Consider the following 25,200-nt stretch of genomic DNA (forward strand, 5'->3'; position numbering starts at 1 on the left):
GTGCGGGGCCCCTTCGTCACGTCGGGGGCCGCTGCCTACTTCGCCACCTCGGCGACCGCGCGCAGGTCGCGGGTGTCGGCGGCGAGCTTGTCCACGTCGGGCTGGCTGCCGTCGTCGGAGCCCTTCAGCACCATGACGACGCTGCTGTTGTCGGCCCAGGCGCAGAGGGCGAGCTTGCTCTCGCCGTCCTCGGACGTGGCGCAGTCCATCTGACCGCCCTTGGGGCCCGGGTCGACCGAGTGCCGGTCGGTGACCTTGGCGCCCGCGCCGGTGAAGCCGCTGAACATCTGGTCCAGCTCCTGCTTGGGCAGCAGCACCTTGCCGTAGACGCCCACCGCGATCAGCTGGGGGTTGGAGTCGGAGTCCTGGTAGACCCCGGCGACGCCGGTGGGCTTCCAGTTTCCGTCGCCCTGGCCGATCTTCGAGGTGAGCTCGTCCTGGATCTTCCCGGTCACCGCCGGGTCGTCGTTGGCCTTGAGGTCCTTGAAGGTCGCCGGGAAGACGATCTTCTGGGTGCCGGCGTTGCTGGTCGTGTCCCAGATGAAGTAGCCGAGGGCTCCGCCGACGATCACCAGCACGGCGGCGATGGTGCCGAGCACGATCCACAGCGTCCTGCGGGACTTGCGCGGCGGCACCGGCGCGTACCCGCCGTAGCCGGGGTAGGCCCCGGGCGCCGCCTCCGCGTACCCCGGGTAGCCGTCGGCCCCGGGCGCGCCGGGCGCGGGGTAGCCGGGCGGCGGGGCCTGCGGCGGGACGGCGCCGTAGCCGGGGGCGGCCGGCGGCGGCGTCGCCGGGTAGCCGGGCTGCGGCGGGGGCCCGTACGGGTTCTGATCGGACATGCGAGGCCCTTTCTGGGACGTCACGCGTGGATGCCGCCGGAAGTTCCGGCGGTGCGGTGGTGCTGCGGCATGCCCCGGGTGCGGGCCCGGGTTACTTGGCGACCTTCATGGCGTCGCGGACGGCGCGGGTCTTGTCCGCGGCCTGGGCGGGGGTGAGGGCGGTGCCGCCGCCCCCGGTGAGGCTCGCGTTGGTGAAGGTCACACGGGCGTAGGTGGACTTGTCCGCCCAGATGCACACGGTGGACTGGGCCTTGCCGGCGAGCAGCGAGAAGACGCCGCAGCTGAGCCGGCCCGAGGAGCTGTGGCTGTCCTGGGCCGGGAAGTCGGCCAGCGGGGTGGACCAGGTGAGGCCGCTCCCGCCCTTCTTGGAGTCCTCGATGATCTGGTCGGGGCTGTTGATCGTCCCGTAGAAGCCGGCCACGGAGAGGCCGGCCGTCACGTCGCCGGCCTTGGAGTAGGTGGCGACCACGACGGTGAGGTTGCTGCCGTACTTGTCGGCGTCCTTGGCCTCCGGCTTGGAGGTGTCGACCGCCTCCTCCTTGGCCGTCTTCTGGGTGTAGCCGTCGGGGAGGGTCTGCGGCGTGGAGATCTTGTAGCTGCCGCCCGAGTCGCTGCCCGCGCCGAGGAACTTCCACGCGGCGAAACCGCCGCCACCGAGCACCAGGGCGCCGATGACCAGGCCGATCACCAGACCGCCCTTGCCCTTGCGCGGCGGCGCCGGGTAGCCCGGCTGGCCGTACGGGCCCTGCGGGGGCACGCCGTACTGGGGCTGCGGGGCGCCGTAGGGCTGCTGGGGCGGGTAGCCGTACTGGGGCTGCGGGGCGCCGTACGGCTGCTGCGGCGGCGGTGCGCCGTACGGCTGCCCCCCGTAGGGCTGTCCCTGCTGCGGATACTGCTGCTGCCCCTGGCCGTACATCAGTCCTCGTGCTCCCCCCGCCGCGCCCGCGGCCGATCTGGTGGTGGTAGTTCCGTGCACGTCCGGTCACCCGGACGAGTGCCCGGGCACGCTACCGCACTGCGCCCGCCCCGGCGGTGTCCGGGCGGGGGAGCCAGCGGACCGAAAGCGGTTCGTAACCAGCGCCCCCGGTTACGTAAACTGTGCGTCGTGACCGACACGACGAACCAGCGCCCCGTGAGCACCACCGGGGACGATGCGGCAACCCTCCCGACGACCTACACCCCCGCGGACGTAGAGGGCGAGCTGTACGAGCGCTGGGTGGAGCGTGGGTACTTCACCGCGGACGCGAAGAGCGACAAGCCCGCGTACACGATCGTCATCCCCCCGCCGAACGTCACCGGCGTCCTGCACCTGGGCCACGCCTTCCAGCACACGCTGATGGACGCGCTGACCCGCCGCAAGCGCATGCAGGGCTTCGAGACGCTCTGGCTGCCCGGCATGGACCACGCCGGAATCGCGACCCAGAACAAGGTCGAGCAGCAGCTCGCCGAGGCCGGCCTGTCCCGGCACGACCTGGGCCGCGAGGCCTTCGTCGAGAAGGTCTGGGAGTGGAAGAAGAGCTACGGCGGCCGCATCCTCGGCCAGATGCGCCGCCTCGGTGACGGCGTGGACTGGTCGCGCGAGCGCTTCACCATGGACGAGGGCCTGTCCCAGGCCGTCCAGACCATCTTCAAGCGCCTGTTCGACGACGGCCTGATCTACCGCGCCGAGCGCATCATCAACTGGTGCCCGCGCTGCCTCACCGCGCTCTCCGACATCGAGGTGGAGCACGAGGACGTGCCCGGCGAGCTGGTCTCGATCCGCTACGGCGAGGGCGAGGACTCCATCGTCGTCGCCACCACCCGGGCCGAGACGATGCTGGGCGACACCGCCGTGGCCGTCCACCCGGACGACGAGCGGTACAAGCACCTGGTCGGTCGGACCATCAAGCTGCCGCTGACGGACCGGGAGATCCCGGTCGTCGCGGACGAGCACGTCGACCCGGAGTTCGGCACCGGCGCCGTCAAGGTGACGCCCGCGCACGACCCGAACGACTTCGCCATCGGCCAGCGCCACAACCTGCCGAACCTGACGGTGATGGACGACCACGGCGCGATCACCGTGCACGGCCCCTTCCTCGGCATGGACCGGCTGGAGGCCCGCTCGGCCGTCGTCGGCGCGCTGCGCGAGCAGGGCCGGATCGTCGCCGAGAAGCGCCCGTACATGCACGCCGTCGGCCACTGCTCGCGCTGCCACACCGTGGTCGAGCCGCGGCTGTCGTTGCAGTGGTGGGTCAAGGTCGAGCCGCTGGCCAAGGCCGCCGGCGACGCCGTCCGCGACGGCAAGGTGGAGATCCACCCGAAGGAGCTGGAGCGCCGCTACTTCGACTGGGTCGACAACATGTACGACTGGTGCATCTCGCGCCAGCTCTGGTGGGGCCACCGGATCCCGGTCTGGTACGGCCCCGAGGGCGAGGTCGTCTGCGTCGGACCGGACGAGCAGCCGCCGACGGGCGAGGGCTGGCACCAGGACCCGGACGTCCTGGACACCTGGTTCTCCTCCGGCCTGTGGCCGTTCTCCACGCTCGGCTGGCCGGAGCAGACCGCCGACCTGGAGAAGTTCTATCCGACCGACGTCCTGCTGACGGGCCACGACATCATCTTCTTCTGGGTCGCCCGGATGATGATGTTCAGTCTGTACGCGATGGACGGCCAGGCGCCTTTCAAGACCGTCGCCCTGACCGGTCTGGTGCGCGACGAGTTCGGCAAGAAGATGTCGAAGTCCTCCGGCACCGCCGTGGACCCGCTGGACTGGATGGACGCCTACGGCGCCGACGCCGTCCGCTTCACCCTGGCCGGCGGCGCCAACCCGGGCGCCGACGTGCCGATCGGCGAGGACTGGGTCAAGGGCTCGCGCAACTTCTGCAACAAGATCTGGAACGCGACCCGCTTCGCGCTGATGAACGGCGCCACCGTCGAGGGCCCGCTGCCCGCGCCGGAGGAGATGACCGCGGTCGACCGCTGGATCCTGTCGCGGCTGAACACCACCGTCGCCAAGGCGGACGCGCTGTACGACGACTTCCAGTTCGCCAAGGTCTCGGACGCGCTGTACCACTTCGCCTGGGACGAGGTCTTCGACTGGTACGTCGAGCTCTCCAAGACCACCCTGGGCAAGGGCGGCCCGCAGGCGGACGCCTCGCGCCGGGTGCTGGGCGAGGTCCTGGACGTCACCCTGCGGATGCTGCACCCGATCGTCCCGTTCGTCACCGAGGCCCTGTGGACGGCGCTCACCGGCGCCGAGTCGCTGGTCGTCGCCGAGTGGCCGAAGGACAGCGGCTACCGTGACGCGGCCGCCGAGGCCGAGATCGCCACGCTGCAGCAGGTGGTCACCGAGGTCCGCCGGTTCCGTTCGGACCAGGGCCTGCAGCCCGCGCAGCGCGTCCCGGCCCAGCTGGAGCTGGCCGGCACCGTGCTGGCCGTCCACGAGGACGCGATCCGCTCGCTGCTGCGGCTGACCGTCCCCGAGGAGGGCTTCGCGGCCACCGCCTCGCTGCCGGTCGCCGGTGCCACGGTCGCGCTGGACCTCTCCGGGACCATCGACGTCGCGGCGGAGCGCAAGCGCCTCGCCAAGGACCTTGCGGCCGCCGAGAAGGAGAAGGCCCAGACCACCGCCAAGCTCGGCAACGAGGCCTTCCTGGCCAAGGCACCGGACGAGGTGGTCGCCAAGATCCGGACCCGCCAGGAGGCCGCCGAGGCCGACATCGCCCGGATCACCGCCCAGCTCGCGGCCCTGCCGCAGGGCTGAGCCGCCCGTAGGCCGAGGAAGGGCCGCACCCCGCGACGCGAGGGGTGCGGCCCTTCGGGTTTTCCGGCGCGCGCGCCGGGTGTGTGCTCTTCGGTGTCCTCTTCCTGCGACTAATAGGGAAGCTGCTACGCCTAATAGAGCAGCAACATTGCTCCCTTCCGGCGAATATTCATCCTGGACCGGGTGTGGTCTTATCCGAGCGAATTGATTCCGGTCTTGCCCGCGCGCGTTCGCAGAAGTTTCCAGGTCGGATGTGTACGGTGTGTACGGAGTTTCCGAAGGCATTTCCGCTGAGCGTTCTCGCTGAGCGGCGGACGGGAGGGCATGGCGTGGTGGTGACCGAGGAGTTGGCCCAGGAACTGCCTGCCGAGGCGGTCGAGGAGGCCAAGGCCAGGGCGGCGACACTGCTGCTCGCCTTCCGGCACGGGAACCAGCTCGCTTTCGACCACGAGCTGGACCTGCTGCTGGCGGAGAACGTCGAGCGGGAGGTGACCACCCTGCTCACCTGGATCGCCGCCGAGGCCGTCCGCAAGGCCTACGCGCCGGAGGTCGGCGACCGGGTGCTGCGGGCGATGGCCCGGCGGGCCCCGCAGGACAGCGCGGCGGTCCAGGTGGACGAGGAGACCGCGAACGCCGCCCAGCTGATCGAGGCGGTCGCGGGTGGCCGGGTGAACGAGGTCCGCGGCCTGGTCGCCGCGACGGCGGACACCACCTACCTGCTCGGCGGTCTGCTGCAGGGCGTCGCGATGATGCTGCCGCTGCTGCCCGAGGGCGAACTGGCCGAGATCACCGCGGAGTTGCGCCGCCGGCACGGCGGCACCGCGCACGTCCCGGAGGCCCGGGCCGGGGTCTGACCCCCACGCCCGGCCGCCCGAACGGCCGCCGCGGCCAGCGGCACCACGGGCTCCGCGCCGCGCCCGGCCAGTGCGGCGGTCAGCGCGGCGATCCGGGCCGAGGCCAGGCCGTCGCCGTACGGGCTCGGGGTGGCGGCCAGCCGGGCCAGTCGTTCGGGGGTGTCGGACAGCCAGGCGCGGGCCAGCCCGCCCAGCTCCTCGCCGGGCTGCACCAGGGCGGCGAAGCCGGCCTCCATGGCCTCCGGGCGCTCGGTGGAGCGGCGCACCACCAGCAGCGGACGGCCGAGCACGGTGCACTCCTCCTGCACCCCGCCGGAGTCGGAGACCAGCAGCGCGGCGTGGTTCGCCAGGCCCAGGAAGTCGCCGTAGCCGACCGGTTCGGTGACGGCCAGACGCTCCAGCAGGCCGGCCAGCCCGAACCGCTCGACGGCGGCCCGGGTGCGCGGGTGCATCGGGAACAGCACCGGGGTGCCGGCCCGGGCGATCCGGTCCAGCTCGGCGAGCACGGCCCCGAGCGCCTCGGCGGTGTCGGTGTTCTCCGGGCGGTGGACGGTGGCCAGCACGTACCCGTCCGGGCGCAGCCCGTGCGCGGCGAGCAGCGCGGCGCCCTTGCCGATCCGGGCGTGCGGGCGGCGGCGCTGGACGAGGTGGACGCGCGGGTCGCGGGCCGCGGCGGCGAGGACGAGTTCGCGGGTGGCGTCCTCGCTGTCGTCGTCGATCACCCACAGGTGGGCCTCGGGCGCGGCGGCCCGCAGGCCGTCCAGGGTCTGGGTGACCACGGCCTCCTCGTCGCGGCAGGGGATGACCAGGTGCCACTGGAAGGCGGACGGGTCGCCGGGCTCGGCAGGCCGGTTGTGCCGGAAGGCGTGGCGGGAGCCGGCCCAGTACACGAGGAAGCGTCCGAAGACGAAGGCCATGTAGCCGACGAGCGCCAGGGAGATCAGTCCGGCGAACCAGACGACGGCGTCCTGGTGGAGCACGATCCGGTCGTGCAGGGCGTCGGGCATCGCGCAGCTCTCCTCGTTAACTGGGCCTCATGATCAAAGGCTGTCAGCTCCTGAAATTCGCGAATCGATGATTCATTGCCGTCCAAACTTGCTAAATCAATAGTAAAGGGAGCAAACTGGACCTTGAGGCAAAGCCGGGGCAAAGTGGCCGTTCTCACCCTGGCGACCGTCGTGTTCGCGCCATGACACTCACCCTGTGAGGCCGGGCCGCCACCGCTCCGTAGACTGTGGTCGTGAGCGACAAGGCCGACCCGAACCCGTACACCCTCCGCCCCGCCGAGGGCGACACCGGCGACGCCCTGCGCGACGTCGAACTCGAACTCTCCAAGCGCTGGCCGGAGAACAAGCTGGAGCCCTCGCTCGACCGGATCGAGGCGCTGATGGACATCCTGGGCCAGCCCCAGCGGGCCTTCCCGTCCATCCACATCACCGGCACCAACGGCAAGACCTCCACCGCCCGGATGATCGAGCAGCTGCTCAACACCTTCGAGCTGCGCACCGGCCGCTACACCAGCCCGCACGTGGAGACCGTCACCGAGCGGATCAGCCTGGACGGCGCCCCGATCAGCCCCGAGCGCTTCGTCGAGGTCTACCGCGACATCGAGCCCTACGTGCAGATGGTCGACGCCGCCCAGCCGGTGCCGATGTCCTTCTTCGAGGTGCTCACCGGCATGGCCTACGCGGCCTTCGCCGACGCGCCGGTGGACGTCGCGGTGGTCGAGGTCGGCATGGGCGGCTCCTGGGACGCCACCAACGTCATCGACGCCGCCGTCGCCGTGATCACCCCGATCGGGCTGGACCACACCGACAAGCTCGGCGAGACCACCGGCGCCATCGCGGTCGAGAAGTCCGGGATCATCAAGTCCGGCGCCGTCGCCGTGGTCGCCCAGCAGCAGCTGGACGCCGCCGAGACCATCCTGCGCCGGGCCGTCGAGGTGGACGCCACCGTGGCCCGCGAGGGCATGGAGTTCGGCGTGATCCGCCGTGAGCTCGCCGTCGGCGGCCAGCTGGTGACGCTGCGCGGACTCGGCGGCGAGGAGTACGAGGACGTCTTCATCCCGCTGCACGGCGAGCACCAGGCGCACAACGCGGCGCTGGCGCTGGCCGCGGTCGAGGCCTTCTTCGGCGTCGGCGGCGCCCGCGGCGGCCAGCTGGACGCCGACAAGGTCCGCCAGGGCTTCTCCGGCGTCTCCTCGCCCGGCCGCCTCGAGGTCGTCCGCCGCAGTCCCACGATCATCCTGGACGCCGCGCACAACCCGCACGGCGCCCGGGCCACCGTCGCCGCGATCTCCGAGTCCTTCGGCTTCACCCGCCTGGTCGGCGTGATCGGCACCTCGGGGGACAAGGACGTGGCCGGCGTGCTGGAGGCCTTCGAGCCGATCCTGGCCGAGGTCGTCGTGACCCGGAACTCCACCCACCGCGCGATGGACGTGGACGCGCTCGCGGCCCTGGCCGTCGAGGTCTTCGGCGAGGACCGGGTCCAGGTCGAGCCGCGGCTCGACGACGCCATCGCCGCCGCGGTCACCCTGGCCGAGGAGGAGGGCGACCTCGGCGGCGCCGGGGTGCTGGTCACCGGTTCGGTCATCACGGTGGGCGAGGCCCGCCTGCTGCTCGGGAGGAAGTGACATGAGGACGCTCTGTTCGTCGACGCTGATCGGCGAGGCGCTGCTGATCATGTTCGCGGCGCTGGTCGCGATGCAGCTCTCCAGCGTCTCGACGGCCACGGTGTGGATCGTCAGCGGCATCGCGATGGCGCTGTGCGTCGCGCTCTGCGGCATGATCAACCGCCCCGGCGCGGTGCAGATCGGCTGGGCGCTGCAGATCGGCCTGATCGCCAGCGGCTTCGTCCTGCCGACCATGTTCGGCCTCGGCGTGGTCTTCGCCGGCCTGTGGTGGTGCTCGGTGCACTACGGCCGCAAGGTCGACGAGTTCAAGGCCGCCCGTGCGGCGGCCGAGGCCCAGGCCGCCTGACGGCTCGGCCGGCCGCCCGCCGGGACGGGCGGAACCGACCGGTCGTTCACGCAAGGTAACCTCTGCCCCGTACCGCATGCCGCACCAAATCCCCAGGAGACGCACCGTGTCCCAGCGCACTCTCGTCCTGCTCAAGCCCGACGCCGTCCGCCGCGGCCTGGCGGGCGAGATCATCAGCCGCATCGAGCGCAAGGCCGGCTGGCAGCTGACCGCCGTCGAGCTGCGCACCTTCGACCGGGAGACCCTGGAGCACCACTACGCCGAGCACGTCGGCCGCCCGTTCTACGAGCCGCTGCTGGAGTTCATGACCTCCGGCCCGTCGATCGCGATGATCGTCGAGGGCGAGGAGGTCGTGAAGGGCATCCGCATGCTGGCCGGCGCCACCAACCCGCTGGAGGCCGGCTCCGGCACCATCCGCGGCGACTACGCGACCATCACCCGTGAGAACCTGATCCACGCTTCCGACTCCCCGGAGTCCGCCGAGCGCGAGATCAAGATCTTCTTCCCCGCGCACGCCTGACCCCGGCGGGCGACGCGCCCGGCAGGACGTTCGTGCCGCCCCGGTCGGGACCATTGACCCGGCCGGGGCATTCTTATCGTGAAATAGGGAACTGGGGAGGCCGACACGGCGTCCCAATCCTGGGAGAAGCGATCACGCTCCGGACAATGGACGTCATGCCCCCACGTCAACGTCCGTACCGCACGGCGTGACTACGATGGACGCGACTCAAGGGCCCGGTAAGGCAGCTCAGCTGGTCTCCGCCCAAGCGTGGGCGCACGCATCCGTCCACCCCCATGAACTCCGAGCCCGGGAAGGCACCCACACCCCATGGCGAGCAACCTGTCGTTCATCGGCCGCGACTTGGCGATCGACCTCGGAACAGCCAACACGCTGGTGTACGTCAGGGGCAAGGGGATCGTCCTCAACGAGCCGTCAGTGGTGGCGGTCAACACCAACACCGGCGGCATCCTGGCGGTCGGCGCCGAGGCCAAGAAGATGATCGGCCGAACCCCCGGCAACATCGTCGCCATCCGCCCGCTCAAGGACGGCGTGATCGCCGACTTCGAGATCACCGAGCGGATGCTGCGCTACTTCATCCTCAAGATCCACCGGCGCCGCTACCTCGCCCGCCCGCGCGTGGTGGTCTGCGTGCCCTCCGGCATCACCGGGGTCGAGCGCCGCGCCGTCATCGAGGCCTCCTCGCAGGCCGGCGCCCGCCAGGTGCACATCATCGAGGAACCGATGGCCGCCGCGATCGGCGCCGGACTGCCCGTCCACGAGGCCACCGGCAACATGGTCGTCGACATCGGCGGCGGCACCACCGAGGTCGCCGTCATCTCCCTCGGCGGCATCGTCACCGCCCAGTCCATCCGGGTGGCCGGCGACGAGCTGGACAACGCCATCGTCCAGCACATCAAGAAGGAGTACTCCCTCCTCCTCGGTGAGCGCAGCGCCGAACAGATCAAGATGAGCATCGGCAGCGCCTACGGCCTCGAGGGCGAGAAGGACGAGCACGCCGAGATCCGCGGCCGCGACCTGGTCAGCGGCCTGCCCAAGACCGTGGTCATCTCCGCCGCCGAGGTCCGCGCCGCCATCGACGAGCCGGTCAACTCGATCATCGACGCCGTCAAGACCACCCTGGACCAGTGCCCGCCCGAGCTGGCCGGCGACGTCATGGACCGCGGCATCGTGCTCACCGGCGGCGGAGCCCTGCTGCGCGGCCTGGACGAGCGGCTGCGCCGCGAGACCGGCATGCCGATCCACATCGCCGAGAACCCGCTCGACTCCGTCGCACTCGGCTCCGGCAAGTGCGTCGAGGAGTTCGAGGCGCTCCAGCAGGTACTGGACGCCTCCCCGCGCCGTTAGCACCAGCACAGCGAAGATTCCGACACTCAACTGAACGGGCCGCCGCCCGGGCCCCACGGCCCCGGGCGGCCGCCGGGTACGAAGGGGCAGTACCAGCACCGTGAGGGACACACGAGAGAGCCGGCTGCTGCTCATCCTGCTGGTGGCCGTCGCCTTCGCACTGATCACCGTGGACATCAAGGGCGGTGAGGACTCCCCGCTCGGCCCGGCCCGGCACGCGGCCGCCGACGTCCTCGGACCGGTCGAGCGCGGCGCCGCCAGCGTCGTCAACCCGGTCGCCAACACCGTCCGCGCCTTCCGCGACACCGCCACCAACAGCGGCCGCACCGACCAGCTCGCCCGCGAGAACACCGAACTGCGGCAGAAGCTGGCCTCCTCCGACATGGCCGCCGGGCGCACCAAGCAGCTGGACGACCTGCTGCGCACCGCCGGCGCCGGCGGATACACCGTCAAGGCCGCCCAGGTCATCGCGATCGGCCCGGCCCAGGGCTTCTCCTGGACCATCACCATCGACGCCGGCAGCGACGACGGTCTCACCCGCGACATGACGGTCGTCAACGGCCAGGGCCTGGTCGGCCGGGTCACCACCGTCGCCCCGACCACCGCCACCGTGCTGCTCGCCTCCGACCCCGGCTTCTCGGCCGGCACCCGGCTGGAGGGCAGCGGCGAGATCGGCTTCGCCTCCGGCGGCGGAGACAGCCCGATGAAGGTCTCCCTGCTCAACGGCAAGGCGCAGGTGAAGAACGGCGACCGGCTGGTCACCTTCGGCTCGCAGAGCGGCCGCCCCTTCGTGCCCGGCGTCCCGGTCGGCAAGGTCGTCGAGGTCCAGGCCAACGCCGGCCAGCTGACCAAGACCGTCCTGGTCGAGCCCTTCGTCCAGTTCACCCGGCTCGACCTGGTCGGCGTGGTCGTCGTGCCGCCGCGCACCGACCCGCGCGACGCCGTGCTGCCGCCCGCCCCCACCCCGGGGCAGAGCCAGACCCCGGCCACGTCCGCCCAGCCGTCGGCCACCGCGCCCGCCGCCCCGCCCGCCAAGCCCAATGGGGGGAACTGAGCCATGCGCCTCGCCCGCATCCCCGTCTCCGCCGCGCTGATCCTGCTCGGCCTGATCCTCCAGGTCAGCGTCTTCGGCCGGCTCCAGCTCCCGGGAGCCACCCCGGACATACTGCTGCTCATCGTGGTCGGCCTGGCCATGGTGTACGGGCCGGCCGGCGGCTGCCTGGTCGGCTTCGCGGGCGGACTGCTGGCCGACCTCGCACCGCCCTCCGACCACGCGATCGGCCGCTACGCCCTGGTGCTCTGCCTGATGGGCTACGCCGCCGGGCTGCTGCGCCCCGAGCACGGCCGCCAGCGCTCCGTCTCCAGCGCGCTGCTGGTGGTCGGCGCCGCGGCGATCGCCTCCACCCTGCTGTACGCGGTGGTCGGCGCCCTGGTCGGCGACACCGCGGCCCGGCACGTCGGCCTCAGCGGCCTGGTGATCAGCGCCCTGCTGTACGACCTGCTGCTGGCCCCGTTCGTGGTGCCGCTGGTGATGCTGCTCGGCCGCCGCTTCGGGCGCGACCCGGTGGCCGCCAGCGACGACGACCAGAACGGCCCGGGACTGGGCACGCTGGCCCGCTACCGCACCACTCGTGAGGTCTCGGCCGGCCCGTCCTACAAGAAGCGGCGCATCCCCGGCTTCGCGCGGCGCCCGTAACGACCCGTCGAGGCACCTGACCTCCTGACCCTCCCGCATCCCTGGAGCGCACGAGACGTGAGCAACATCCCCGAGACCGGCCGTACCCGGCGGGTGACGATCCGTCTGGTGGTGCTGCAGATCCTGGTGCTGTCGCTGCTCGCCACCCTCGGCGGACGGCTGTGGTACCTGCAGATCCGCAACGCCAAGGAGTACACCGCCAAGGCGACCGGCAACCACATCCGCGAGGTGGTCGAACCGGCCGTCCGCGGCGAGATCCTGGACGCCTCCGGGCGGATCCTGGCCGGCAACGAGACCCGGCTGGTGGTCTCCGTCAGCCGCACCTCGCTGCTCCAGCAGAAGGACGGCGGCAAGGCGGTGCTGGGCCGGCTGGCCGAGGTGCTCGGGATGCCCGCCAAGGACGTGCAGGAGAAGGTCCGGCTCTGCGACGCCAAGACGCCGCAGCCGTGCTGGAACGGTTCGCCGTACCAGCCGATCCCGGTCACCAAGGAAGCGACCACCCAGCAGGCGATGCAGATAATGGAGCGCCGCGAGGACTTCCCCGGGATCACCGCGCAGCCCACCGCCGTGCGCCGCTACACCGGCGCCGAGGGCGCCAACATGGCCCAGGTGCTCGGCTACCTCTCGCCGGTCACCGACGACGAGGTCAGCAAGACCGCCGACAAGACCGGCCTGGACCGCTACCTGCCGGCCGACCAGATCGGCCGGGCCGGCCTGGAGTCGGTCTACGACCGCGACCTGCGCGGCACGGCCGGCATCACCAAGCTGGAGGTGGACAACCTCGGCCGGGTGATCGGCAACGCCGGCACCGTCGCCCCTCAGACCGGCAACAACCTGGTCACCAGCATCGACGCCCGGGTGCAGAAGGTCGTCGAGGACAACCTGGCGCAGGCCATGAGCGACGCCCGGAACACCTTCGACAAGGTCACCAACCGCAACTACGAGGCCGACTCCGGCGCCGCCGTCGTGATGGACGTGCACACCGGCCGGATCATCGCGATGGCCAGCGCCCCGACCTACGACCCCAACCTGTGGGTGGGCGGCATCAGCGGCAAGGACTACCAGTCGCTGACCAGCAAGGACTCCAACTTCCCGCTGCTGAACAGGGCCATACAGGGTCAGTCCGCCCCCGGCTCGACCTTCAAGGTCGTCTCCACCACCGCCGCCGTGCAGGCCGGCTACTCGCTGGACGGCACCTACCCGTGCCCGAAGGCCATGACCATCGGCGGCCGTGAGTTCAAGAACTTCGAGAGCGAGAGCTTCGGTTCCATCTCCCTGGAGAAGGCGCTGGAGGTCTCCTGCGACACCGTCTTCTACGGCCTGGCGTACGACCAGTGGATGAAGGACGGCGGCATCAAGCCGAAGAAGGACGCGGCCGACTGGTTCTTCAAGACCGCCCACGAGTTCGGCCTCGGCGCCAAGACCGGCATCGACCTGCCCTCCGAGGTGCCCGGCCGGGTGCCGGACCGGCAGTGGAAGCAGTCCTTCTACGACAACAACAAGGACGCCTGGTGCGCGCAGGCGCAGAAGGGCGGCAACAGCTTCTCCGACCAGATCGCCAAGGAGAACTGCGTCGACGGCTACCAGATGCGCGCCGGTGACGCGGTCAACTACGCGATCGGCCAGGGCGACACCCTCGTCACCCCGGTCCAGATGGCCCGGATCTACTCGGCGCTGGCCAACGGCGGCACCTTCTACCGGCCGACCATCGCCAAGGCCGTGATAAGCCCGAGCGGGGACCTCGTCCGCGAGATCGCCCCGCACGCGGACGCCAAGTTCCCCGGCGACCAGAAGCTCCTCAGCTACATTGACCAGGCCACCGCCGGGGTCATCACCAGCGGTACCGCCGCCTGGAAGTTCAACGGCTGGCCGCAGGACAAGATCGCGCTGCACGCCAAGACCGGCACCGCCGAGGTCGAGGGCAAGCAGACCACCTCCTGGCTGGACACGTACAGCAAGGACTACGCGGTCGTCATGACGATCAGCCAGGGCGGCACCGGCTCCGGCGGCTCCGGCGACGCCATCCGCCGGATCTACCAGGCGCTGTACGGCGTGGACGACAAGGGCAACATCGACAACGGCAAGGCGCTGCTGCCGGCGCCGCAGGCCGACCTGCCGAAGTTCAACCCCGACGGCACCGCGATCATCAAGCCGGCCGCCTACACCGTCGACCCGGCGCAGGGCTCCGTCGCTCAGGCTCCGGCGCCGGCCGCGGCTCCGGCGTTCGCTCCGGCCCCGGCGTTGACCCCGGTTCCGGCGTTGGCCCCGGCCGCGGCCCCGGCTCCGTCGGACGCCGCCGCGGCGGTGGCCTGGGACGCCTCGGCGACCTTCCTCGACCCGGCACCGCCGGCCGGCAGCCCGGCCCCCTACACCGCGGTCGACACCGCGCTCGAACCGACCAACCGCCAGGGAAGGGGACGGGCATGAGCTCCTACGGCTCGTACCGGCAGCTGCGGCTGACCCCCCAGCGCAGCGGGGTCTCCAAGGCCCTGGCCAAGGACTCCCCGCTCTGGCGGCTGGACTGGATACTGCTGCTGGCCGGGCTGGCCCTGTCGGCCGGCAGCTCGATGCTGGTGTGGTCGGCCACCCGCGGGCGCGACAACCTCACCCACGGGGACCCGCAGTACTTCCTCTACCGCCACCTGACGAACTTCGTCATCGGCCTGGTGCTGTGCGCCGTGGTGATAGGGATAGGAGCACGGCGGGTCCGCACCCTGGTGCCCTTCGTCTACGTCGGCGTGATCGTGCTGCTGCTGGCGACGCTCAGCCCGGTCGGCTCGACCGTCAACGGCGCCCACTCGTGGATCCAGCTCGGCGGCGGCTTCTCCGTCCAGCCGGCCGAGTTCGCGAAGATCGCCATCCTGCTGGCGATGGCCGTCGTGCTGTCGGACCAGGTCGACGCGGGGGAGCGGGAGGTCCCCTCGCACCGGGCGGTGTTCCGGGGCCTGTTCTGGGCCTGCCTGCCGATGGGCCTGGTCCTGCTGATGCCGGACGCCGGGTCGGTCATGGTGATGTCCGCCGTCGTGCTGGGCATCCTGCTGGGCTCCGGCGCCGCCAACCGCTGGGTACTCGGCATCCTCGCGCTCGGCGTCGGCGGCAGCATCGCGATCTGGAAGCTCGGACTGCTGAGCCAGTACCAGATCGACCGCTTCGCGGCCTTCGCCAACCCCCAGCTCGACCCCAACGGCGTCGGCTACAACACCGCGCAGGCCCGGATCGCGATCGGCTCGGGCGGGCTGACCGGCAAGGGGCTGTTCCACGGCACCCAGACCGTCGGGCAGTTCGTGCCGGAGCAGCAGACCGACTTCGTGTTCACCGTCGCCGGCGAGGAACTCGGCTTCGTCGGGGCGCTCGCGATAATCGCGCTGGTCGGCGTGATCCTGTGGCGCGCCTGCCGGATCGCCCGCCAGGCGACCGACCTGTACGGGACGATCGTGGCGGCCGGGATCATCGCCTGGTTCTCCTTCCAGGCCTTCGAGAACATAGGGATGTGCCTGGGCATCATGCCGGTCGCCGGCATCCCGCTGCCCTTCGTCTCCTACGGCGGATCCTCGATGTTCGCGGTCTGGATCGGCATCGGTCTGCTCCAGGCGGTGCGCAGCCAACGGCCGGTAGCGGCCTGAGGGTTCGGCGGTCAGGGCCGGTCCGGGGAGTCCCCCCGGACCGGCTCTTTTCCTTGCGGTGGAGTCAGGTTGACGAGACGTCAGATCGGTAGCAACAGGCAGTCGGCGGTGCTGAGGATCGCCCGGGTCTGGTGGGCCAGCTGCTCCTGGACCGGGACCCAGCGGGCGCCGAAGCGGTTGCGCAGCCGGTCCAGGCTGTCCGCCACGACGGCCCGGGCGCGCTCCCGGGCGGCCTCGGCGGCCGGGCCGCGGGAGTCGGCGAGCAGCCGCAGCAGGATCGAGGCGACCCGCAGCGGCAGCCGGGCCGCGACCAGCCCGGCGGTGGTCGCCCGGGCGGCGCTCAGCGGCCCCGGACACCACAGCTCCAGCCACTCGGCGGCCACCCGCGGGGCCACCGCCAGGTTGAACTCGGCGGTGCGCGCCAGCGGTCCGTACGCCTCACGGGCCTGCGCCGGGACGCGGGCCAGCAGGGCGGTGAGCTCCTCGGAGCGGGTGGTGAGGTCGCGCGCGGCCTCGCCGACGGCCAGCGGCCCGGCCGGGTGGGTACGGGCGTCGCCGACCGCGTCCACCGCCCACATCGGCACCTCCAGGACGGCGGTCACCGCGCCGCGGCGGGCCGCGTAGGACCAGGTGGACAGCTCGGGCTCGTCCGGCAGCGCCCGGGAGGTGCCGGGGCTGCCGGGCGCCGGCATCAGATAGGTGCCGGGGGCCGGGCTGGTCCAGCCGACGGCGTCGTAGGAGTCCACGTCGAGCGGGATGCCGGCCCGGTCCGCGGAGCGGGCGAAGCGCTCGGCCAGGCCGCCGACCGGGCCGGTCAGCTGGACGAAGGCGCCGCCGAAGTCCACCCCGTGCAGCGAGCACTGGAGGAACGGGCGCAGCTCGTCGATCAGTCCGGTCAGCGCCACGCTCTCCGGCATCGGCGGGCGGCCGGAGCCGGGGGCGGGCAGCAGCTCGGGCTGCTCCTCGAAGGAGGGGCGGAAGAAGTGCTCGTAGTGGCGGCGCATGGTGAGCGGTCCGTCCAGCCAGCCGGCGTTGAGCGCGGCGCCGTCCGGGTCCAGGCACAGCAGCAGGTGCCAGGACAGGCCGGGCCGGGCCGGGCGCTCCAGCAGCACCTCGGCCAGCCGGACGGCGGCGGCGGTGCCGATCGGCTCGTTCGGGTGCGGGCCGCCGACCACCAGCACGGCGCGCGGTCCGCGGTCCACCGAGAGCAGCAGCAGCGGGCGACCGGCCCGCGAGCGGCCCACTTCGCGCAGTCGGCAGCGGTCCGGGTGGCGCAGGGCGAGCCGCCGGGCGGCGCACTCGGCCTGGGCCGGGGTGGGGTAGCGGGCCGGCCGGGCGTCGAGGGTCCGCGGGGACAGGGGCCGGACCCGCCGACCGGTGTCGGTCATGGTTCTCCTTGCGACCGGTCGTACGGCCGCCGGGGCGCGGGCGTGCTGCGCCGCCGGCCGCGGCCGGCGGGCCGGGGACGGGCTCTGCGGGGCCGGGGGGAGGGGGCCTCGCGGGGGGACGGGGAGGGCGTGCTGGGGCGAGCGGGCCGCCGGGGGAGTCGGCGTTGGCCGAGCGTACGACCCAACTCCCGTCTCGGGAAGGGGTACAGGCCTTGGGCAGGGCCCTGTCAGTAGCGCACGGGCCGTCCGGGGGTGTCAACGGCGGACGGCGCCGGGCGGCGGGCGCGCACCGCGCGTGCCGGGGCGGTCACCGGCGGGTGCGGATCGCGCCGGAGCGTGCGGGGGCCGGCTCCGGCGCAGACGGGTCGATCCCCGGATTGGGCTACCCTTGAGGGTCACCCCTCCCGTGCCGGCTCGCGGCACCGAATCACGTCGTAAGGGTTCCTAGTACATGACTGTCGAATCGGTCTTCCCACGCCTGGAGGCACTCCTCCCGCACGTCCAGAAGCCGATCCAGTACGTCGGCGGCGAGCTCAACTCGACCGTCAAGGACTGGGACGCCTGCGACGTCCGCTGGGCGCTGATGTACCCCGACGCCTACGAGGTCGGGCTGCCCAACCAGGGCGTCATGATCCTCTACGAGGTGCTGAACGAGCGCGAGGGCGTGCTGGCCGAGCGCACCTACAGCGTCTGGCCGGACCTCGAGGCGCTCATGCGCGAGCACCGCGTCCCGCAGTTCACGGTGGACGCCCACCGGCCGGTGAAGGCCTTCGACGTGTTCGGGCTGTCCTTCTCCACCGAGCTCGGCTACACCAACATGCTGACCGCGCTCGACCTGGCCGGCATCCCGCTGGAGGCCAAGGACCGCACCGACGAGGACCCGATCGTCCTCGCCGGCGGCCACGCGGCCTTCAACCCGGAGCCGATCGCGGACTTCCTGGACTGCGCCGTGATCGGCGACGGCGAGCAGGCCGTCCTCGACATCACGGAGATCATCCGCGCCTGGAAGGCCGAGGGCCGTCCGGGCGGCCGTGACGAGCTGCTGCTGCGCCTGGCCCGCACCGGCGGGGTGTACGTGCCCAAGTTCTACGACGTGGAGTACCTGGCCGACGGCCGGATCGGCCGCGTCGTGCCGAACGCCCCGGGCGTGCCGTGGCGGGTGTCCAAGCACACCGTGATGGACCTCGACGAGTGGCCGTACCCGAAGCAGCCGCTCGTCCCGCTCGCCGAGACGGTGCACGAGCGGATGTCCGTGGAGATCTTCCGCGGCTGCACCCGCGGCTGCCGCTTCTGCCAGGCCGGCATGATCACGCGCCCCGTGCGGGAGCGAAGCATCACCGGCATCGGCGAGATGGTCGAGCGCGGGCTCAAGGCGACCGGCTTCGAGGAGGTCGGCCTGCTGTCGCTGTCCAGCGCCGACCACACCGAGATCGGCGACATCGCCAAGGGTCTGGCCGACCGCTACACCGAGGACAAGATCGGCCTGTCGCTGCCGTCCACCCGCGTCGACGCCTTCAACATCGACCTCGCCAACGAGCTGTCCCGCAACGGGCGCCGCTCGGGCCTCACCTTCGCCCCCGAGGGCGGCAGCGAGCGCATGCGCAAGGTGATCAACAAGATGGTGTCGGAGGAGGACCTGATCCGCACCGTCGCCACCGCGTACGGCAACGGCTGGCGCCAGGTGAAGCTGTACTTCATGTGCGGCCTGCCCACCGAGACCGACGAGGACGTGCTCCAGATCGGCGAGATGGCGAAGAACGTCATCCAGAAGGGCCGCGAGGTCACGGGCCAGAACGACATCCGCTGCACCGTCTCCATCGGCGGGTTCGTGCCCAAGCCGCACACCCCGTTCCAGTGGGCCCCGCAGCTGTCCGCCGAGGCCACCGACGCCCGCCTGGCCAAGCTGCGCGACTCGATCCGCGGCGACCGCAAGTACGGCAAGAACATCGGCTACCGCTACCACGACGGCAAGCCCGGCATCGTCGAGGGCCTGCTCTCCCGCGGTGACCGCCGCGTCGGCGCGGTCATCCGCGCGGTCTACGAGGACGGCGGCCGCTTCGACGGCTGGCGCGAGTACTTCTCGTACGACCGCTGGATGGCCTCCGCCGAGAAGGGCCTGGCCGGCACCGGCGTCGACGTCGACTGGTACACCACCCGCGAGCGCTCCTACGAGGAGGTGCTGCCCTGGGACCACCTGGACAGCGGCCTCGACAAGGACTGGCTGTGGGAGGACTGGCAGGACGCCCTGGAGGAGGTCGAGGTCGACGACTGCCGCTGGACGCCGTGCTTCGACTGCGGCGTGTGCCCCCAGATGGACACCCACATCCAGGTCGGTCCGACGGGCAAGAAGCTGCTGCCGCTGACGGTCGTTAACAAGTAGGCGAACTGTGTGACGTAGTTCACGGCCCCGGGGGACTCGGGGTCGGTGCGGAGCCCTTCCCGGCGTTGTCGGGGAGGGCTTCCGTGTTGGGGGTGGGGAGGCGGCGCTGGGGGTTCCGGTGGGGGCTGACCAGGGGCGGAGCGAGGGGGGTGGCGGGGCGCGTACCCTTTGAGGTGACAGAGTCCGGACAGTGGCGGGAAAGCGCCGCGCCGGACGGGGACAATTGACTAAAGGACTGAGCGACCCTGGCACGCCGTACGCCCGATGGTCCGCCGCCCGCGCCGACGGTGCAGCGGATCCGTCTCCGCTACACCAAGCGCGGCCGGCTCCGCTTCACCAGCCACCGTGACTTCCAGCGCGCCTTCGAGCGCGCCCTGCGCCGGTCCGCCGTTCCGATGGCCTACTCGGCCGGCTTCACCCCGCACCCGAAGGTGTCCTACGCCAACGCCGCCCCGACCGGGGTGGCGAGTGAGGCGGAGTACCTGGAGATCGGCCTGGCCGCCGTGCGCGACCCTGAGCAGCTGCGGGCGCAGCTGGACGAGTCGCTGCCCGCCGGCCTGGACGTGATCGACGCGGTCGAGGTCCGGACGCCGAACTTCGTGGAGCGGCTGGAGGCCTCCGAGTGGCTGGTGCGCCTGGACGGTGTCGAGCCGGACCAGGCGGCCAAGGCGGTCCGCACGTTCCTCGCCGAGGAAAAGGTCGAGGTCGAGCGCCGGACCAAGAACGGCGTGCGGGTCTTCGACGCGCGCGGTGCGGTGGCGGCGCTCGAAGCCGTCGAGCCGCAGGTCGACGGTGGTACGGACACGGCCGCCGGAACCGACCGCGATGTTCGGACCGGCCGTCCCTGTGCGATACTGCGCCTGGTAGTACGACACGCCACACCCGCCGTACGACCCGACGACGTATTGTCCGGTCTCCGTGCGACGGCCGACCTGGCGCCGCCGGTCCCCGCAGAGGTGACCAGGCTGGCGCAGGGGCCGCTCGACGAGGAGTCGGGCACGGTGACCGACCCGCTGGCGCTCGACCGCGCCGCGGCCCCGGCCGGCTGAGAAACGGCCGCCGGGCCGCGCGCTACGCGTCCGCCTAGGGGGCGGAGGCCGGGTTCAGTGCCTCACTGGACCCGACGGTCCTCCAGGGTTCCCGCGGCTCCCCAGGGGAGCGAGCGTCGTCGCAGCACAGGCCGGCCTCTCGGGGCCCGCCGGCCAGGACGGTCGGTGGGCCCGGGACCCCCTCCGGGAGCCACCCGGGGTTGGGGGACGGCTCAGCTTGGGAAAACCTCAGAAGACTGGTCAGACCAGAAGACTTTTCGACACCCCGCGGAACGCGGGGCGCCGAGCGAGACTACGAGCCCCTGTGCGGCCTCGCGTCCGCACGGCGGCACCGTCAAAGGGTCCGGCCCGAGCATCCTCGCGATGCCGGCCGCCCACTGGTGCCGCGCCGTGCCCGGATGCGGAGCCCGGGGGCCTGACGGGAGATCCACCCGCATGCTCGATAACACCGATCCGCAGCAGCCTGCGGCCACGGAACAGAACGGAACCGCCGGGACCGGTGGCGAGGGCGCGTCCGCCGCGCCGCCGCGCCGTCGTCGCCGCGCGGTTTCCCGCCCGGCGGGCACCCCGCAGGGTGCGGCCGCCGAGGCGGCCGAGACGGTCGTCCCGGTCGAGACGACGGTCGTTCCGGCCGAGGCGCCCGCCGAGACCGCCCCGGCCGCCGAGAAGCCGGTCCGGGCCCGCCGGACCCGCAAGCGTGCCGAGGCCCCGGCCGGTGCTCCCGAGGAGAGCGCCATCGTGGTCACCGGGCCGGAGGCCGAGGTGTCGAAGACGGAGGCACCGCAGGCCGAGGAGAAGGCGGAGAAGCCCGCTCGGGCCCGCCGGGCCCGCAAGAAGGCCGAGGCCCCGGTCGAGGAGCCCGCGGTCGAGGCCGCCGCTCCCGTCGAAGCCCCCGCCGCCGCCGAGCCGGTGGCCGAGGAGGCCCCGGCCGCCCCGGCCCGCCGCACCCGCCGCCGTCGCGTGGCCGAGGCCGCGCCGGTGGTCGAGGCCCCGGTCGGGGAGCCGGTGACCACCGAGGAGCCCGCCGTCGAGGAGGAGGCCGTCGAGGCCGCCGCCGAGGCTCCGGCCGCCGCCGAGCCGGTTGCCGCCCCCGCCCCCGCCCCCGCCGCCGAGGCGGAGCCGCACCACCGGGTGCGCCGCCGCGCCGTCCGCCCGGCCACCGCGGTCTTCCAGGCCCCGGTGTTCCAGGAGCCCGCCCCCTACGTCGCGCCGCCCACCGCGCCGCAGCAGCCCGCCGCCGCCCCGGCGCCGGTGGAGGCCCCGGCCGCCGCCGAGCAGCGCTCGGAGGAGGACGAGTACGAGTACAGCGGTGTCGGCCGTCGCCGCCGGGTCCGTACCCGGGTCGAGCCGACCCGCCGCAAGCCGGCCGCCGAGGCGCCGGTGAAGGCCGCCGCCAAGGCCCCGGCGGCCAAGGCGCCCGTGGAGGCTCCGGCCGCCGAGGCGCCCGCCGTGGAGGCCCCCGCCGCCGGTCCGGAGACCGAGGGCGAGTGGGAGGAGGACGGCCGTCCGTCGCGCCGTCGCCGCCGTGGCGGCCGTCGCCGTCGCCGTGGCGAGGCCGAGGAGTTCGAGGCCGCCGAGACCGTCGAGGCCGAGCAGCCCGCCGTCGAGGAGCCGGTCCGGGCCGTTGCCGAGGAGGAGGACGAGGAGGACGACGACGACCTGGCCGCCGGCCTGTCCTCGTCCCGCCGTCGCCGCCGCCGTCGCCGCCGCAGCGGTGAGTCCGGCGCCGTCGAGACCACCGAGACCACCGAGGACGGCGTCCGCACGGTGGTGAAGGTGCGCGAGCCGCGCCGCCGCTCCACCGAGCCGTCCTTCGACCCGGACGAGGTGCAGTCCATCAAGGGCTCGACCCGTCTGGAGGCGAAGAAGCAGCGCCGCCGCGAGGGCCGTGAGCTGGGCCGCCGCCGGGTGCCGATCATCACCGAGGCCGAGTTCCTGGCCCGCCGGGAGTCGGTCGAGCGCGTCATGGTGGTGCGCCAGAACGGCCAGCGCACCCAGATCGGCGTGCTGGAGGACGGCGTGCTGGTCGAGCACTACGTCAACAAGGAGCAGGCCACCTCGTACGTCGGCAACGTCTACCTGGGCAAGGTCCAGAACGTGCTGCCGTCCATGGAGGCCGCGTTCGTCGACATCGGCAAGGGCCGCAACGCGGTGCTGTACGCCGGTGAGGTCAACTTCGGCGCGCTGGGCCACGGCGGCCCGCGCCGGATCGAGTCGGTGCTGAAGTCCGGCCAGTCCGTGCTGGTGCAGGTCTCCAAGGACCCGATCGGCCACAAGGGCGCCCGCCTGACCAGCCAGATCTCGCTGCCCGGCCGCTACCTGGTGTACGTGCCCGAGGGCTCGATGACCGGCATCTCGCGCAAGCTGCCCGAGAACGAGCGCGCCCGCCTGAAGCAGATCCTCAAGAAGATCGTCCCGGACGACGCGGGCGTCATCGTGCGCACCGCCGCCGAGGGCGCCTCCGAGGAGGAGCTGACCCGCGACGTCCAGCGCCTCCAGCAGCAGTGGGAGGACATCCAGAAGAAGGCCGCGACCGGTAACGCCCCGGCGCTGCTGTACGGCGAGCCGGACATGACCGTCCGGGTCGTGCGCGACATCTTCAACGAGGACTTCACCAAGGTCATCGTCTCCGGTGACGAGGCGTGGAAGACCATCCACGAGTACGTCTCCAACGTGGCCCCGGACCTCGCCGAGCGGCTCCAGCGGTGGACCTCCGAGGTGGACGTGTTCGCCACCTACCGGATCGACGAGCAGCTGATGAAGGCGCTGGACCGCAAGGTCTGGCTGCCCAGCGGCGGTTCGCTGGTGATCGACCGCACCGAGGCGATGGTCGTCATCGACGTCAACACCGGGAAGTTCGTCGGCCAGGGCGGCAACCTGGAGGAGACGGTCACCCGGAACAACATCGAGGCGGCCGAGGAGATCGTGCGCCAGCTGCGGCTGCGCGACCTCGGCGGCATCATCGTGATCGACTTCATCGACATGGTCCTGGAGTCCAACCGCGACCTGGTGCTGCGCCGCCTGCTGGAGTGCCTGGGCCGGGACCGGACCAAGCACCAGGTGGCCGAGGTCACCTCGCTGGGCCTGGTCCAGATGACCCGCAAGCGGGTCGGCCAGGGTCTGCTGGAGTCCTTCTCCGAGTCCTGCGTGCACTGCAACGGCCGCGGCGTGATCGTGCACATGGAGCAGCCGAGCGTCCACGTGCACGCCCCGGCGGCCGCGGCCGCCGAGGCGGGCCCGGGCAGCGGCAAGCGCCGTCGCCGGGGCAAGGGCGGCGCTGGCCACGAGGAGCCGCAGGCCGTCGAGACCGGGTCGCCGGTGGCCGAGGCCGTCGTCGAGGCGGCCGTGGAGCCCGCCGAGCCGGTGCGCGAGGAGATCGAGGGCCAGCTGGCCCTGGAGGTCCCGGGCGTCGAGGCGGAGGCCGTCGAGGCCCCGGCCGTCGGGACCGTGGTGGTCGAGGCGCCGAAGGCCGAGGAGGCGCCGGTGGCCGAGGCCCCGGCCGCTGCTCCGGCCGGCCGTCCGCGCCGGCGCGCGGTGCGCAAGGCGACGGCTCCGGCGGGTGCGCCGCAGGCCGCCGAGATCGTGGTGCTGCAGGCGAAGGCCGAGGCTGCCATGGAGGCGGCCCTGGCTGCCGCCGCCCCGGCTGCCGAGGCTGCCGCCGAGGCCGTGGCCGAGGCCGCGCCCGAAGCCGCGCCCGAAGCCGCCGAGGAGGCCGTCGTCGCGGAGGCCGTGGTCGTCGAGGTCCCGGCCGAGGCGGAGGCCCCTGCGGAGGAGGCGCCCGCCGAGGAGGCCCCGGCGCCCAAGAAGCGGGCCGCCCGCAAGACCGCCGCGAAGAAGACCGCGGCCAAGAAGACGACCGCGGCGGCCAAGAAGACCACCGCCCGCAAGACCGCGACCAAGCGGACGAGCGCGGCGGCCAAGAAGGCCGCGGCCGCCGAGGGTGATACGGCGGCCGAGTAGTGCCCACGCCCGGGGCGGGCGCGATCCGCCCCGGGCCGTACGGGCCGGTTTGCCCCAGAGGCGGCCGGTCCGTATTCTTGACCATCGGCGTGTCTACGCCACGCTCCCGAGCACATCACCTTCCCGAGAGCCCCGCGCCCAGCGCGGAGCGGTCGGAAAGAGGCCCCTGTGTCCGTACCCAGGTGGCTGGCGTCGGGAGTTCCGACCGAGTTGGGAAAGTAGGTACCGCATGTACGCGATCGTTCGCGCAGGCGGCCGCCAGCACAAGGTCGCCGTCGGCGACGTGCTGGAGATCGACCGTATCGAGGCCAAGCCGGGTGACTCGGTGGAGCTCTCGACCATCCTGGTCGTCGACGGTGACGCCGTCACCTCCGACCCGTGGGTCCTGGCCGGCGTGAAGGCTCACGCCGAGGTGGTCGACCAGACCAAGGGCGACAAGATCGTCATCCTGCGCTACAAGAACAAGACCGGCTACCGCCGTCGTCAGGGTCACCGTCAGAAGCACACCGCGGTGCGCATCACCAGCATCGACTCGGTCAGCAAGTAAGGGGTTAGCGAGATATGGCACACAAGAAGGGCGCAAGCTCTACCCGCAACGGCCGTGACTCGAACGCCCAGCGCCTCGGCGTGAAGCGCTTCGGCGGCCAGGTCGTCTCCGCCGGCGAGATCCTCGTCCGCCAGCGCGGCACCCACTTCCACCCGGGTGCCGGTGTCGGCCGCGGTGGCGACGACACCCTGTTCGCGCTGACCGCCGGTGCGGTTCAGTTCGGCAACCGTCGCGGCCGCAAGGTCGTCAACATCGTGGCCGTCGAGGCCTGAGTCCC

Annotated in this window: 18 protein-coding genes; 14 read left to right on the forward strand and 4 right to left on the reverse strand. The window is 72.3% G+C overall.

Translation table 11 applies throughout. From position 1 onward, the window contains the following. Window positions 1-35: 35 nt before the first annotated feature. Both BOQ63_RS29460 and BOQ63_RS29465 read right to left on the reverse strand, forming a co-directional pair. Entirely contained in the window at window positions 36-839 is an 804-nt protein-coding gene (locus tag BOQ63_RS29460) for a hypothetical protein (RefSeq protein WP_030557945.1), read from the reverse strand. 91 nt (window positions 840-930) lie between these two features. Continuing rightward, window positions 931-1,755, reverse strand: coding sequence for a hypothetical protein (locus BOQ63_RS29465; RefSeq protein WP_030283765.1), 825 nt, complete (start codon window positions 1,753-1,755; stop codon window positions 931-933). A gap of 189 nt (window positions 1,756-1,944) precedes the next feature. Between BOQ63_RS29465 and BOQ63_RS29470 the strand changes: the two genes are divergently transcribed. Further along, complete coding sequence (locus BOQ63_RS29470; RefSeq protein ID WP_030283768.1) at window positions 1,945-4,581, forward strand: valine--tRNA ligase; 2,637 nt, start codon at window positions 1,945-1,947, stop codon at window positions 4,579-4,581. A gap of 712 nt (window positions 4,582-5,293) precedes the next feature. Here the strand turns inward: BOQ63_RS29470 and BOQ63_RS29475 are convergent. Beyond that, entirely contained in the window at window positions 5,294-6,442 is a 1,149-nt protein-coding gene (locus BOQ63_RS29475) for a UDP-N-acetylglucosamine 2-epimerase (protein WP_150476167.1), read from the reverse strand. A 233-nt stretch (window positions 6,443-6,675) separates the two neighbouring features. Between BOQ63_RS29475 and folC the strand changes: the two genes are divergently transcribed. The 8 genes from folC to rodA all read left to right on the forward strand — a co-directional run bounded on the left by folC (window position 6,676) and on the right by rodA (window position 15,599). Beyond that, window positions 6,676-8,067 (forward strand): bifunctional tetrahydrofolate synthase/dihydrofolate synthase, encoded by a 1,392-nt coding sequence (gene folC / locus BOQ63_RS29480; protein ID WP_030283773.1) that lies wholly within the window; start codon window positions 6,676-6,678, stop codon window positions 8,065-8,067. Window position 8,068: 1 nt separating this feature from the next. Next, window positions 8,069-8,413 carry a DUF4233 domain-containing protein gene (locus BOQ63_RS29485; RefSeq protein ID WP_030283774.1) on the forward strand — a complete coding sequence of 115 codons (345 nt, stop codon included), beginning with the start codon at window positions 8,069-8,071 and terminating at the stop codon, window positions 8,411-8,413. A gap of 106 nt (window positions 8,414-8,519) precedes the next feature. Next, window positions 8,520-8,933, forward strand: a complete 414-nt coding sequence (gene ndk, locus BOQ63_RS29490; RefSeq protein ID WP_030283775.1) for a nucleoside-diphosphate kinase — start codon at window positions 8,520-8,522, stop codon at window positions 8,931-8,933. Window positions 8,934-9,254: 321 nt separating this feature from the next. Then, window positions 9,255-10,280 (forward strand): rod shape-determining protein, encoded by a 1,026-nt coding sequence (locus BOQ63_RS29495; protein ID WP_030283777.1) that lies wholly within the window; start codon window positions 9,255-9,257, stop codon window positions 10,278-10,280. Between the two features lie 100 nt (window positions 10,281-10,380). Next, a complete protein-coding gene (mreC, locus tag BOQ63_RS29500) occupies window positions 10,381-11,334 on the forward strand; it encodes a rod shape-determining protein MreC (RefSeq protein WP_030283779.1) in 954 nt (317 codons plus the stop codon). 3 nt (window positions 11,335-11,337) lie between these two features. Continuing rightward, window positions 11,338-11,976, forward strand: a complete 639-nt coding sequence (mreD, locus tag BOQ63_RS29505) for a rod shape-determining protein MreD (RefSeq protein WP_030597871.1) — start codon at window positions 11,338-11,340, stop codon at window positions 11,974-11,976. Between the two features lie 57 nt (window positions 11,977-12,033). After that, a complete protein-coding gene (gene mrdA, locus BOQ63_RS29510; protein ID WP_078867301.1) occupies window positions 12,034-14,403 on the forward strand; it encodes a penicillin-binding protein 2 in 2,370 nt (789 codons plus the stop codon). Beyond that, complete coding sequence (rodA, locus tag BOQ63_RS29515; RefSeq protein WP_030283785.1) at window positions 14,400-15,599, forward strand: rod shape-determining protein RodA; 1,200 nt, start codon at window positions 14,400-14,402, stop codon at window positions 15,597-15,599. The genes mrdA and rodA overlap by 4 nt, the downstream gene beginning before the upstream one ends. 80 nt (window positions 15,600-15,679) lie before the next feature. Here rodA and BOQ63_RS29520 read toward each other — a convergent pair whose 3' ends face one another. Next, window positions 15,680-16,987 carry a M14 family zinc carboxypeptidase gene (locus BOQ63_RS29520; RefSeq protein WP_051746852.1) on the reverse strand — a complete coding sequence of 436 codons (1,308 nt, stop codon included), beginning with the start codon at window positions 16,985-16,987 and terminating at the stop codon, window positions 15,680-15,682. Window positions 16,988-17,438: 451 nt separating this feature from the next. Here BOQ63_RS29520 and BOQ63_RS29525 point away from each other — a divergent pair, with 451 nt between their 5' ends. From BOQ63_RS29525 to rpmA, 5 genes are all read left to right on the forward strand, one after another. Next, a complete protein-coding gene (locus tag BOQ63_RS29525; protein ID WP_072655233.1) occupies window positions 17,439-19,367 on the forward strand; it encodes a TIGR03960 family B12-binding radical SAM protein in 1,929 nt (642 codons plus the stop codon). A 287-nt stretch (window positions 19,368-19,654) separates the two neighbouring features. Beyond that, complete coding sequence (locus tag BOQ63_RS29530) at window positions 19,655-20,416, forward strand: TIGR03936 family radical SAM-associated protein (RefSeq protein WP_030283823.1); 762 nt, start codon at window positions 19,655-19,657, stop codon at window positions 20,414-20,416. 435 nt (window positions 20,417-20,851) lie between these two features. Continuing rightward, the gene (locus BOQ63_RS29535; RefSeq protein WP_150476168.1) at window positions 20,852-24,376 is read left to right on the forward strand and encodes an Rne/Rng family ribonuclease; all 3,525 of its coding nucleotides are present in this window, start codon (window positions 20,852-20,854) and stop codon (window positions 24,374-24,376) included. A gap of 229 nt (window positions 24,377-24,605) precedes the next feature. After that, the gene (gene rplU / locus BOQ63_RS29540) at window positions 24,606-24,923 is read left to right on the forward strand and encodes a 50S ribosomal protein L21 (protein WP_030233759.1); all 318 of its coding nucleotides are present in this window, start codon (window positions 24,606-24,608) and stop codon (window positions 24,921-24,923) included. 14 nt (window positions 24,924-24,937) lie between these two features. Beyond that, complete coding sequence (gene rpmA, locus BOQ63_RS29545) at window positions 24,938-25,195, forward strand: 50S ribosomal protein L27 (protein ID WP_030058248.1); 258 nt, start codon at window positions 24,938-24,940, stop codon at window positions 25,193-25,195. Window positions 25,196-25,200 lie beyond the last annotated feature (5 nt).

The organism is Streptomyces viridifaciens (assembly GCF_001888885.2).
Taxonomy (GTDB): Bacteria; Actinomycetota; Actinomycetes; order Streptomycetales; family Streptomycetaceae; genus Kitasatospora; species Kitasatospora aureofaciens.